At 36.1% G+C, this 13,578-nt stretch carries 8 protein-coding genes; 3 read left to right on the top strand and 5 right to left on the bottom strand.

All coding sequences use genetic code 11. The annotated features are described in order from the left end of the window. Window positions 1–4: 4 nt before the first annotated feature. Window positions 5–976 carry a hypothetical protein gene (locus M0M44_RS11465; RefSeq protein ID WP_248729878.1) on the bottom strand — a complete coding sequence of 324 codons (972 nt, stop codon included), beginning with the start codon at window positions 974–976 and terminating at the stop codon, window positions 5–7. 20 nt (window positions 977–996) lie between these two features. Between M0M44_RS11465 and M0M44_RS11460 the strand changes: the two genes are divergently transcribed. Beyond that, window positions 997–2,640: an AraC family transcriptional regulator gene (locus M0M44_RS11460; RefSeq protein WP_248729877.1), complete on the top strand. Its 1,644-nt coding sequence runs from the start codon at window positions 997–999 to the stop codon at window positions 2,638–2,640. Window positions 2,641–2,676: 36 nt separating this feature from the next. On the opposite strand, the gene M0M44_RS11455 is transcribed toward M0M44_RS11460, so the two are convergent. Genes M0M44_RS11455 through M0M44_RS11440 form a run of 4 tightly spaced genes read right to left on the bottom strand, consistent with a single transcriptional unit; the run spans window position 2,677 to window position 8,002 of the window. Next, window positions 2,677–3,480 carry an HNH endonuclease family protein gene (locus M0M44_RS11455; RefSeq protein WP_248729876.1) on the bottom strand — a complete coding sequence of 268 codons (804 nt, stop codon included), beginning with the start codon at window positions 3,478–3,480 and terminating at the stop codon, window positions 2,677–2,679. Further along, entirely contained in the window at window positions 3,467–5,032 is a 1,566-nt protein-coding gene (locus M0M44_RS11450) for an ATP-binding protein (protein WP_248729875.1), read from the bottom strand. Before M0M44_RS11450 ends, M0M44_RS11455 begins: the two co-directional genes overlap by 14 nt. Next, entirely contained in the window at window positions 5,022–6,569 is a 1,548-nt protein-coding gene (locus tag M0M44_RS11445; protein ID WP_248729874.1) for a restriction endonuclease subunit S, read from the bottom strand. The genes M0M44_RS11450 and M0M44_RS11445 overlap by 11 nt, the downstream gene beginning before the upstream one ends. Next, entirely contained in the window at window positions 6,566–8,002 is a 1,437-nt protein-coding gene (locus M0M44_RS11440) for a class I SAM-dependent DNA methyltransferase (RefSeq protein ID WP_248729873.1), read from the bottom strand. The genes M0M44_RS11445 and M0M44_RS11440 overlap by 4 nt, the downstream gene beginning before the upstream one ends. Window positions 8,003–9,156: 1,154 nt before the next feature. On the opposite strand from M0M44_RS11440, the gene M0M44_RS11435 reads away from it, so the two are divergent. Further along, window positions 9,157–12,159, top strand: coding sequence for a SusC/RagA family TonB-linked outer membrane protein (locus M0M44_RS11435; RefSeq protein WP_248729872.1), 3,003 nt, complete (start codon window positions 9,157–9,159; stop codon window positions 12,157–12,159). 11 nt (window positions 12,160–12,170) lie between these two features. Then, on the top strand, window positions 12,171–13,571 hold the full coding sequence (locus M0M44_RS11430) for a RagB/SusD family nutrient uptake outer membrane protein (RefSeq protein ID WP_248729871.1): 1,401 nt from the start codon (window positions 12,171–12,173) through the stop codon (window positions 13,569–13,571). The last annotated feature ends 7 nt before the right edge of the window (window positions 13,572–13,578 follow it).

Below are 13,578 nucleotides of genomic sequence, written 5' to 3'. Positions count from 1 at the left end.
TTTTTTAATAAGCAATGTTTGAGATTCCAGCTCTTATAACGGCATTGGAGTTACTTTGTATCGCTCCAAAAATGGTGGTCACGAAATTCGGGGTAGATAGTTCCCAGTCCCTGTCTTTTCTTTTGCGTTCACTACTGTTGTAAATGTCATATCGTACGATTGACAAGGTAGACAATAGAACTTCCTTCTCTGCTGACGGCAAGTTTGAAGACTGTACAGTCGCTTCATGGCCTACAAGATATACATATACATCTTCGTAAGCTGCATCCTGCTGTTTCAGTAGTATTAAGCCATTATAATAGCTAACAAGCTTGGTCTGTGCTTGAACGCTAAGGCCGCTCTGTGACAATGCATCAGACAAACTGCCGGAAGACAGCTGTTGTAAACTTTCTATTGTTAGGAGATTTTCAGGGACATATCCTGCCTGAATAATACCCAGGTCATCACCAATTGTTTCCAACACGTCCAGCACTCCGGCTGGATTTAAAGGTTTTGGCTCGTATGACTCGTAATTATCAAGCAAAAGCAGATAATCTTCTCCATTTTGGTCATAAGGATTGTCAGTATTCGAAACTTGAACACTATTAAGAATTGACTTTTTTGCAATCTCATTATGGGGCGTTTTAATTTCTTCAGCAGCATCCGTGCTGCAGGCTGTAATTAATAAAAGCAATAATAAATAGGATAAACTTCTCATTTTGCTAATAGGTTTCGTTAATGATTTACTCATCAGCCCATTAACCCGGATTAGTGAACCTGGATTGACAGTGCAATCCTGCTCTTGAATTCGAAACAAACTTAGAGACACAAAAGAGCCCCTGCAAGCAGTAACTATCTGACTTCCGGAAAGTTTGACGGTAAATTCCGGAAATTCAAGGCACATTTTTTCTAAGAAAAACCTTGTATTTTCAAAGGTTTCCGTAATTTTATATTTATTCCAGACGGCAATCTTCTTCTTACCATAAATTTTTATCAATATTAACGTAAAACCTATTAATGATTAAGCAAATACGATCACTTATATTTATCCTTGTCCCTTTACTGCTCTTAGATTTGTATGCTCAAAATAGACCTGAAATAAGGAGATTGAGTTATGAAGCGCTAGATGAGATAATTGAAAAGCATAAAGGCCAGCCGGAAGTATTTCTCTATTTAGAAGCTTTTCTGGAAAAAGCTAAAAAAGAAGAAAACCTGGACGAAGTTATCTATGGATACCAGAATTATATTTATGAGGTAGAGTACGGACAAAAATTGGTCTATGCTGACAGCATGATATATGCAGCAAAGCTGACAAAAAACAATGACAAGATCGGTTCAGCTCTCTTGACGAAAGGCATAGTGTATTACAATGGCAGGGATCACAACAGGGCACTCGACAGCTATCTGGCGGCAAACTTGCTTATTGCCACAGGAGACGATGAATATTTAAAATATAAAATACAATATCATATTGCACAGGAAAAATACTATCTGGGCTTCTATAACGAAGCAGTCTCACTATTCTTAAAATGTGCAGATTATTTTAAAGAAGAAAACAGCCGGGCTTATCTTACCTGTCTGCAGTCCTTGGCCCAGTGTTACACAAGGCTTGGCAATTTTCAGGAATCTGATGAGAAAATTGAATATGCGTTTAAGGAATCTGCCAGGCTTAAGGATTTTTCAATCATCTCTTACCTTCATCAGGCTGAAGGTGTCAATGATTACAATAGAAAATTGTATAATAATGCGGTAAGTAAGTTAAAAAAATCTTTAGGTGATTTTAAGAAGGTTAAAGATTTTGGAAATTTATCTGTTTCCTATTTTTACATTGCTTCTTCTTACTGGGACATGGGAAAAAAAAATCTTGCCTTTCCTTACCTCTTAAAAGTTGACAAAATTTTTACCGACAAAAAATATATACGTCCAGATCTTAGGAAAAATTATGAGATGCTGATCGATCATTATAAAGGTAAAGGAGATCGTGAACTGGAACTGTTTTATACCAACAAACTTCTTCAGGCAGATAAAATTCTCCATACGAATTATAAATATCTATCCTCACGGATAAACAAGGAGTACGATACGGCAAAGCTGATCACTAACTATAAGGATATCAAACATGACCTAAGAGTTGAAAGAGGCATGCGCATTGCACTGTTAGTGGTTTCAATTTTAATGGTGCCTTTGGCAGCGTATCTTGGCTATAGAAATGTACAGCTTCGACGTTATAAGAAAAACTTTGAGCAGTACAAAAAGAACAGTACTATTCCTCCAATTCAGACAGCCAGCAGGATGCATCGTCCAAATATTTCCGATGATTTGGAGCAGGAACTGTTAAAGAAACTGGGAAGATTTGAAGCAGCTTTTGGTTATCTCAAAAAGGATTTGAAAATCGAAAAGCTGGCGGCAAATTTCGGCACAAATTACAAATACCTTTCTCAGGTAGTAAATTATCATAAAGGAATGTCTTATCCGGATTATATCAGTAATCTGAGAATTAATTATATAGTGAAGAAACTTGAAGAAGATTCAAAACTTCGTAATTACAACTTTGGTGCAATTGCTGAAGAAGCAGGATTTGGAACAGCACAGCAGTTTACAGATGTGTTTAAAAAGAAAATGGGAATGCCATTTGCATACTTTTTAAGAAATTTAGAATAGTAATATTAAATAAGATGAATTAAAATATAACATATATCAAGCAGCTATAGCAATATTAATAGCCCACTCTAATCCACTCTCCCTTAAACAGCATTTCACTGCAGCTGAATAAGGTGAATATCGATTAGCTAAATTTAATAGTTCCTTCTGTTTTGATTTTATCAATTGACGCCTTGCAGGAGTAAAATTAGCATTTTGCTTAGCTAACAAACTTTCTATTGATCGAATTATTCTTGCAGCCATTCTATATCTATCACGACGCCCCTCCACTAATCCTTCAATATTTAAATTGAGGCGTCGAATTGTATATTCTGCACTTACAAAGTCTCTTCGAGAGGTATCAATTTCTTTTGGACTAACTATCCCTTCATTGTCAAATTTTAATTTGTCAGGATCACCAGGTTCAGTTGGGTCTAAAAATCGGATATCTTCATCTTCAATTGAATCATTGTAATCATTTGCTTTATTGGCATTAACATGGAAATAATCTCTCTTTCGTACATTACCTGCGGGAGCTGAAAACCTATAATTGGTCCATTCAAAAGCTAACCACCAATATCCACCATAGTCTTTTTTATCTTCACCTATAGCTTTTAATTTTGGTCTAAAGTGATCTACATGGCAGTGTGTAAAATCATTAATAGATTCAGAATACCAACACTTTCTGTGCATTAGGTCTGAAAAAGATTTTTTTAAATTTCCCCACATAGACTCATTTTCGGAAATAATCTGATTTCTTACCTCTTCACTTTCCGCTTCTAAAAGTCGATTAGTGAGACTTTCTGCCAACTCTAGCCATTCGTTGGAAGGTTCTAGTTCATCAAAATTAATGTATATCATTTTTACTTTCCTCTTTAAGTAGTTCGTCTAAAATATCTAATGCTATTCTATTTTGCTCTTTAAGCTCATCGGATGTATATTTTATTTTTTTAAAGTCATCCCTACTATTAATTGCAATTATAAATTTTTGATACAATGGATCCCTATCAGTCGTGTTAATTCCTAAGCTATTAAGTTCATGAAAAATATTATTTAATTCATGCGACTCTGCTTGTGTCAATTTGACTTTATCTTGCTTAACAATTAATTCATTACGCCTATTCAAAACTTCTTGTGTTTCCTCATCCAAAGTTGTTGCTAAACCGAACATTTCACTTGTGAGTATTCCGGCTACACCTAGCCCCTTCGGATCAACTTCTGGTTTAATTGCTTGAATTTTTCCATTAATGTTCTGGAAAACCCTAACTTGTTCTTTACGTAAACTACCTATAACTAATGGATCGTGAGTATTTAAAATAATTTGTGTAGCGTCTTTCTCTGTATTTACTACATCCTTTAAGTATTCTAGGTACTTCCATTTCCAAAGGGGATTCAAATGAGTGTCCGGTTCGTCAAGTAAAATAAGAGATTCCTCATCTCTACTAAATTTGAGCAATCCTATAACTGTCAAAAGCTGTTGTTCTCCTTCACTCAATTCCTTAAATTTAATCTCTCCTTTTACATTCTTCTTTTTAATTTTTACCCTAACTTCTTCAATTAAATCAGAGATGTAGGTACTTTCTAAAGCTTTAAAAAATTCTGTATTAGATTTATAAATTTTTGACAGTTTCTTAAGCTTATGTTTTGAACTAATATATAGATAAAGTCTCTCTTGCTTCGTACTTTTTCTAAAATCAAGCGGAACTTTTACAGTTTCATATATCGGAGCAATTGAAAGATCCCAAACTTTTTGCAAAAATTCTTTTACTAAACCGTTAGCTCCCCAAAATCTTTCATCTCCATCTCCCTTTTTCCATATAGGTTTATGAAGTATAAATAATACCGATTCCAAATCCTCAATTCCAAGAACATTTCTTAAAAAATCTATCGATTCCTTTTCATTTGTATCGAATGAGAAATAAGCCAACAATACAAAGTACGAATGAACTAATTGGACATAAAATAATCGGCGTAGATTATCAATCTCATTATGATCAATGTTGGGCTTTATTATCTTATCATAAAATCTCTTTTGATGTTGATCAAAATGATTTTTAAGTCTGTCGCTTATTCCTGAATAATAAGTAAACACGTACTTAGGCAATAGTTCATTTTTCCTTCTGAAAAATTCAGTAACAGATATCTTTTGATCTGCTACAGTAAAATCATACTTGTTGTTTTCATATACAATCTCAATATCTTTACCACGGCAATTATAATTTATAGTATAATTAAATTCAGAGCCCCTTTCCAAATCCAGATTTTTGAATATTAAAACTAATGATTCTATAAAATTAGATTTTCCACTTGCGTTCTGACCAAGAAGCACCGTTTCCATATAATTATCATCTAACTTTACCTCAAAATTATTTAGATTTTTAAAATCGATTATTTTTACATAACTAATTCTCATTTTCAGCTAGTTTTAAATAAGATTTCTTACCTTCCTTGTACTCGACAACCAATTTCTTTACATCAATTAATTTTTTAAGTTCAGCATAAAATTTTTCAATGTCTTCGCTGTAAACAGATTGTTTCCAAACATCTAATGACGTTAAAGGTTCTTTTCTTTTCTCTAAAATTTCAAGTATTTGCATATTTGATTCCTCTATTTGTGTACGTACTATTCTTTCAAAACTATCATTACTCTGTACATAGCTTTGAAACGCTTTGATACCTAAAAACTCTGATAGCACAGTTATAGAAATGCTATTCGCATAATTTATTTTTTTCTCTAAATCTTTTTCAAAATCATTACAGTAATAAAAAATATTTTTTAATTGATCAACTATTTTTATTTGTTCTTCCTTAGGAGGAACAGGAATTAATGCTAAACTTACCTGTGTAGATGATATGTGAGGAATTCCTATACTTTTTCCAGGATCGATGTAATTTAAAAATAAATCGCTATTTAGATATGCATATAAGTAATCAGAATTCATATCAATTGGGCTTATTTTTAATACACGTTGGACTAGTAAGCATGGCGTATCTATTTCACTTATTTGAGCCACCTTTAAACCAGCTTTAATAATCGGCCTATCTAGTGAGAGAACTATATCTCCATCAGTTAGCCAGTATTGTTTAAAATCTTCTGCAATAGATTTACTAACATATGCGATGTCATTCCATGTTATTTCATTAACTCCCATATTAATATTTCGTAATAATGGTATTCCATCGGATTTGAACCAAGAACTTTTGAAAGCATAACCATTTAAAAAAATTGCTATATCTCTTAGTTTTGACCACTTCCATCCGTTTGGCAATTTAAACGGTATCTGATTAGAATTAGACTTATAAGAAATTGCTTCTTTATAGTATATATTATTTTCTTCTGTAACTAAACCTCCTGCCAAATCCTCAACTGTTTCATTTTTCAAAGAACCTTTAAGAGCATCCATTATTAAGTTTCTTCGCAATAAGACAATCAATCCTTTTTGATTTTCAAGCTCGTTTTTTAGGTCAATGTTTTTTTGCTCAATAATGTTTAATTCCCTCCAAAAATCTATCTGATCTGCTATTGGTGGCAAAGGAATTTCTATTTTCACTAGATCATCGAATCTTAATGCTTTTCTTACCGTACCTCTAGCAAATTTATTAATTTGCCTAATACCCTCCGGAGATTTTAAAAATCTTAATAAAATTTCGGGTAAAACTGTGTTTTCTATAATTTTAAAAACGACATAGGCTGGGCTTACTAGTCCTACATCTTCGCCTTCATAATATCCAATTGAACCAACATTAATTCTATATGGGTTATACACAAAACAGCCTTTTTCAATAATCTTATACTCAGAAGCTTTATCTGTAGCAGCATTTTTTGTTGGCATAATCCCAGAATCATTATTTACACCAAAAAAAATAAGGTTTTCTAAATCATTTTGATTTTTAGCTTTGACTGAAAAATTTTTGATAATGCTACGCAGATTAGTGATACTCCAGCTCATTTAATAAACTTTTTAAGTTCTAATATAATCTTATCACTATAAGCTATACTACTTTCTAACTCATGAATTAACTCTTTACTTGTATAATAATTTTGATTTTTAAAAGCATAAGACGGATTTTTTAAATCTAAATCGTAATTTCTATTTTTAATCTCATTAATATCAACTTTCCAACTAAAATCGCCATTAACCCTATTATCCCACCATTTTTTTATTTCGTCAAATTCTTCAATCTGTATGGGTTTAGTTTTATTATAAGCCTTTTGTCCTTCGGGTAAATGCAGTTCATAAAACCAAATTTCTTTTGTTGGTGCTCCTTTAGAGAAAAATAGTAAGTTAGTAGACACCGAAGCATATGGTTGAAAAACTGAATTTGGTAGCCTTATAATGGTATGCAAATTGCATTCTTCGATCAATTTCTGTCTAATTCTTTGTTTTACTCCATCACCTGTCAACGACCCATCAGGTAAAACAAGACCTGCTCTTCCGCCATCTTTTAATAAATTTATAATTATCAATAAAAATAAATCTACACTTTCCTTAGTACGGTACTTACTAGGAAAATTATTCTCGTTATTATTGGCTACAATTCCACCAAATGGCGGATTAGCTAAGATTACATCAACTTTGTCTTGTTTTTTATAATGATCTAGGGGTTTAGATAGAACATCACCTAATGTAATGTTTGGCACCTCAATATCGTGCAAGATTAAATTAGTGGTTGCTAATAAATATGGTAAAGGTTTATATTCCCACCCTCTAATATTATCTTCATTAATTTTATCTATTGTATCATCACTTAAATTTCTTTTTAAATAATCTATCGCAGAAGTTAAATAACCACCAGTTCCGCAAGCTGGATCTAAAATTTTTTCACCTCTTTGAGGAGAAACCATTTCAGTTACAAATGAAGTTATTGCGCGAGGAGTATAAAATTCACCACTTTTTCCAGCACTTTGTAAATCTTTTAAAATAGTCTCATATAATTCTCCGAAAGCATGGCGATCTTTAGCAACACTAAAATCAATTTCGTTCAGTTTATTTAATACTTTTCGAACATTAAGGCCACTTTTCATATAATTATGATTTCCATCGAAAACTTCCTTCACAATTTTAGCCCGTGGGCTTGTGGATTCAATATTTATATTTTTTAATGATGGAAATAATTTTTTATCAATAAATTCGATTAGGTCATCGCTATTCATTCCGTTTTCATCGCCTGCCCAGTTACCCTCTTCTACTATCCATTGTAGATCTTTCGGAATATCAGAATTATAGTTCGGGTCATTTAATTGACGCTGTCTATCTTTATCCGAAAAAACCTTTAAAAATAACATCCACCCCAATTGTTCAATTCTCTGAGCATCACCATTTAAACCAATGTCTTGCCACATTATATTTTGAATGCTCTTTAAAATATTAGGTATGTTCATAATAGTAAAGTAGAAAAAATAAAAAAAATATCACGATATACCTTACAGATTATTAAAAATTTCGTAGAGAAATTTTATCCTGAAAGGATATTTTCTGTAAATATATGGTAATTTATGCGAAGCTGTAAATCAAAATACCAAACACTATTCACAAAAAATAGCTACTTTTTAATCTAAAAACATAGCTGGCAGTTTTTTACAAAGTAGTTTTTGCATAAAAATTTGATTCACAATGAAATATTTTTAAAGTAGAATTTAAATAATTATTTTTTTCAAAATAATAGAATCAAATATTAAAAAATCAAAGTCCAACCTTTCTAAAGAAATCTGACAGGGAAATCTCTCTTGACTCACATATTTTTAATAATGTAATAACTGGAATTCTATAATCCTCAATTTTACCTTCGTGCAGTTCTTGTATTTTTCTCACAGTACTTTCGTCTATATTATGCTCATTTGCAAAAGCACGATTAGAGGAATCTCTAATCCATTCTTTTGAAATATAAGTGCATATTATCTTGTTACTGTTCAGCATTCAGCAAATTAAAATTAATAGCAATAAAAAAATGCGGTCGAACGCCCGCATTGATAATATTTTTGCTATATTTGTTTCAATAATATAATTTTGCGATACTTCTAATAAGAATATTTGAAGCATTCGCTTTGAACCTGCTCTCTAAAACTGGTAATTTTAAAACGCGCAGGAAGATAAGTGTAAATGCTCACGCCCAATATGGCGTGGGCTCACTTATTGCGCGTACGGTATACCAGTACCTAGAGAGTAATAAGCTGAGTTTAAACCCACGCCTCCTTTTAAAGGAGTTCTGTTTTCTTCCCGGCTTAATTCTCAGCTTTTGTTTCTGTGCAGTATCTCATGGTTTTAACTCCTAATGGATGCATGTAAGATTACTCTTTTGTTTCTTTTCCAACCGTAGCTGCTCTTTGGCTCCGGCATGCTTCCGCGCGGTGAATTTACAGAGCAGACTCTGTGAAATTCCTAAAAATGTAACCTATTTATTAACTAACCAGATAAAACCAATTCCAAAAATGACAAATTAAGCACGCACAAAAAAAAGACCCTCTGCTGCTACTTGGCGGTACCGCAGAAGGCCTGAGAAAAACAAAACAATCGTTTCATTTAACAATTCAAAATTATGAAAATAATTTCTTTGAATAGGGCTTCTTTTGCCTTTATTTTAGGGCTTTCGCTGCACTTTACTGAGGTGCAGGCCGATACTCTCGGAAACAGCCTTTTTTTAGTTCGCTTTCAGTCTTTTGTTACGGGGACTGTAAGCGACACCCACGGTCCTCTTCCTGGCGTGACCGTCAAGGTGAAAGGAACTTCCATTATTACAACTACCGATTTTGACGGCAGGTATAGCATTCAGGCATCTAAGGGGGATATTCTTATATTTTCCTTTATTGGATTCTCAAATGTTGAGAAAAAAATAGAGAACAGTGTATTAGACATTGTATTATCTGAAGACGCAACTAATCTTAAGGAAGTAGTAATAAATGCAGGATATTATTCCGTAAAAGACAAAGAGCGCACAGGAAGTATAGCCAGAATTACCTCTAAAGATCTGGAAACGCAGCCTGTTGTCAATGTTCTGGCTGCAATGCAGGGACGTATGGCTGGCGTGGACATTATCCAGGACAGCGGCAGCCCGACAAGCGGTTTTCGTGTTAAGATACGTGGACAGAACAGCCTTCGCGCAACAGGAAACGATCCTTTATATGTAATTGATGGAGTGCCTTATTCAACCGAAACCATAGGGTCTAATAATACCTCTACAGCCCTGGCAGCACCCGCAAGCCCTCTTACTAATATAAACCCTTCCGATATAGAAAGTATCGAAGTGCTGAAAGATGCCGATGCAACGGCAATTTACGGATCGAGAGGAGCCAACGGAGTTGTTCTTGTCACAACCCGCAGGGCAAAAGCAGGTAAAACTTCCGTTAGCTTTTCTGCTTCAACAGGAATTGGAAAAGTAACGCGTTTTGTTGATTTGATGGATACTGCTTCTTATCTCGAGATGCGCCGTGAAGCTTTTGCAAACGATGGCATTGCACAATATCCCAATAACGCCTATGATATTAATGGGAGATGGGACCAGAATAGACACACGGACTGGCAGAAAGAATTGCTTGGAGGCACATCGCAAATACGGAACTATACCGGCTCAGTTTCGGGTGGCTCAGAACTTACGCAGTTTCTCCTCAGCGGATCGCTTCATGATGAAACCACCGTGCAGCCAGGAGATTTCAGCTACACTAAGGCAGGAATCCACATAAGCAGCAGTCATACATCCGATAACAGAAAATTCAAGATGACATTCTCCGGAGGATACACCTTTCAGGATAATCTTCAGTCGGGTACAGATTTGACTAGGATTTCAAGGACACTTGCCCCCAATGCCCCTGAGATCTATGACAGTGAGGGAAATATTAACTGGGAGAGCGGCACATTTGCAAACCCTCTTGCAACTCTTGAATCAAAATCAGCCGCTAAAGTCAATGACCTTTTGGCCAGCGCTTCCTTCACATATAATTTGCTGCCGGAACTTCAGCTAAAATCATCTTTTGGTTTTACCAGTCTCCAAAGCAGTGAAAAACGCACCGATCCTTCTACGGCGTATAATCCATTTTTCGGCATGGGCAGTGAAAGCTCTTCACTTTTTACAAGCTTTGTAGATCGAAAATCGTGGATAATAGAGCCTCAGATCAGCTGGAATAAAACCATAGGAAAAGCTGGAATAAATCTGCTTGGAGGCGCTACTGCGCAAAGACTCATTAATGGGAGACTCCAGCAGTCAGGAGTAGGCTTCACAACCAACAGTCTAATTGAAAACATCTCCTCAGCCACAACAAAAAATATAACGGTTAGCGACGAGACCGAATACAAGTACCAGGCCTTCTTTTTAAGGGCAAACCTTAATTGGGATGGTAAATATATCTTGAATCTGACAGGACGAAGGGACGGCTCGAGCCGGTTTGGTCCTGCCGACCGTTTTGCATGGTTTGGGGCTGCCGGTGCCGCATGGATCTTTTCGCAGGAGAAATCCCTTCAGAAAAGCAATTTTATAAGCTTCGGAAAGCTGAGGGCAAGTTACGGTACTTCAGGCAATGATCAGATTGGGGACTATCAATATGCCGATACCTACTCCTCAGCGGGCCGATCCTATAATGGACTTGTAGGCCTTAATCCCTCAAGACTCTATAATCCAAATTTTGGATGGGAAATAAATAAAAAACTGGAAGCAGCTCTGGAGATGGGATTTTTTAAAGACAGACTTTTTTTTACCCTAGCTTATTACCGCAATAGATCCTCGAACCAGCTCATTGGCGTGCAGCTACCAAGAACGACCGGGTTTACTTCCATAAATGCTAATCTTGACGCTACTGTCCAAAATTCAGGATGGGAATTTACTCTTAGAAGTGAAAACATCACTGATGGAAGTCTTACATGGAGCACAGCTTTTAATATTTCAGCTGCAGAAAACAGGCTCCTTGCCTTTCCCGGACTTGAAGGCTCTGCTTATACCAATACTTATGTCATTGGCAGATCAATTAATATATCAAAACTTTATCAACTAACTGGGGTGGACAGCCAGACAGGCATATATACGTTTAAAGATTATAATAATGACGTTATTATATCTGACCCTGACAGGCAGCATATAACTGACCTTACTCCAAAATATTTTGGAGGCATCCAGAATCAGCTGCATTACAAAAGTTTCGAACTGGATTTTCTTTTTCAGTTTGTTAAACAGCAGACTGCTGAATTTGTATTCCCGCTGCCAGGAACTTTAAACAATCAGCCAATATCGAGGACAGACCGCTGGAATTCGCCGGGATATTCGAGTGCCTATCAGCTTTATACCTCTGGAGCGTCCAGTGCCGCTGTACAGGCCGGCAGCAGATTTTCTCAGAGCAGCGGAGTTATAGGAGACGGATCATACATCAGACTTAAAAACATCTCCTTGGCTTACAATATTCCCTTGAATGATAATCCCCTAAAGTGCAGAGTTTATTTTCAAGGGCAGAACCTGCTGACTTTCACGTCTTATAAAGGAGGAGATCCCGAGTTTAGGTTTTCGGGCTTCCTGCCTCCATTGAAAATCTATTCAGTCGGAATTCAGTTAAATTTCTAAAACTTATTGCCATGAAAAATATACAGACAGCATTAAAAAAATACTCTTGGGAGATAAATAAGGCGTGGATCCTATTTCTGCCTATAATTGCTCTGGTTCAGGGCTGTGATAATTTTGTTGATACAAACCCTCCCCTTTCGCAGCTCTCAAAGAAAATGGTTTTTGAAGATATCAAAACAGCGGATGCCGCAGCATCCGGCATATACATTAACATGCGAGATGGAGGTCTCTTCAACGGCTCATTCAATGGTGTAACCTATAAGCTTGGCCTTTATGCTGATGAATTGGACAATTATGCACCAGGGATCAATTTTTTCCATGACAATTCTCTTTTTGATGCAGAAGCAGGCATCCTGGACACATGGACCAAAAGCTATTCCCAGCTTTATTCAGTCAATGCGCTCATAGAAGGAGTTTCCACATCTGCAAAGATCAGCCAGAAGGAAAAGGACAGACTTACTGGAGAAGGGCTTTTTTTAAGAGCCCTTGTACACTTTTACCTTATGAATCTCTATGGTGCCGTACCTTACGTCAATACAACCGATTATAAGATAAACAGCAGGGTAGAAAAGATACCGCCTTCTGAAATGACAGAGCTGATAATTCGGGATCTTGATCATGCAAAAACGCTTCTCAGTACAGACTATAATTCTCCTCAGCGGATAAGGCCGAACCGCTTTACTGCTTATGCGTTGCTTTCAAGGGTTTTGCTTTATGCAGAACGATGGGACGAGGCGGCAGATGCAGCCTCAGCAGTTATCAACAGCCAGCTGTACAGTATTTCTCCAATTTCTTCAGTCTTTCTTAAAGAAAGCAAAGAGACCATCTGGCAGTTCGAGCCTAATGGTGCTGCGAACAATACAATTGAAGCCCAGCTCTTCATCTTTACCGCCGGACCGCCTCCGCAAGTCGCACTTACACCTTCTCTTCTCAATGCATTCGAGCCGGCAGACCAGAGAAAAGTGCAATGGATAAAGTCTGTTGCGAAAGGTGCAGAGATATGGTATCACCCCTTTAAATATAAAGAGAGATCTGCTACAGGAACATCAAAGGAATATTCAATTATATTTCGTCTGGCCGAACAATATCTTATAAGAGCTGAAGCCCGTTCTGAACAGGGTGATTTAATAGGCGCAAGCCAGGACTTAAATGTCATACGGGCAAGAGCCGGTCTTAACGGCACTTCTGCTGTATCAGAGCAGGATATAAAATCAGCAGTGCTGCGAGAACGCAGGACTGAATTTTTTGCAGAATTCGGACACCGTTTCTTCGATTTAAAAAGATATGGAATGCTGAATGGTGCGCTCACTGGCATAAAACCAGGCTGGAATAACACCGATAATCTCTGGCCTATTCCTGCCCAGGAGCTAAGCGCGAACCCAAAACTTAATCCACAAAATACAGGTTACTAACTTAATA

Origin of the sequence: Flavobacterium humidisoli, assembly GCF_023272795.1 — a bacterium.
GTDB classification, from domain to species: Bacteria; Bacteroidota; Bacteroidia; order Flavobacteriales; family Flavobacteriaceae; genus Flavobacterium; species Flavobacterium humidisoli.
The sequence above is the reverse complement of the archived record's forward strand: the minus strand, read 5'-3'. Positions and strand labels throughout refer to the sequence as shown.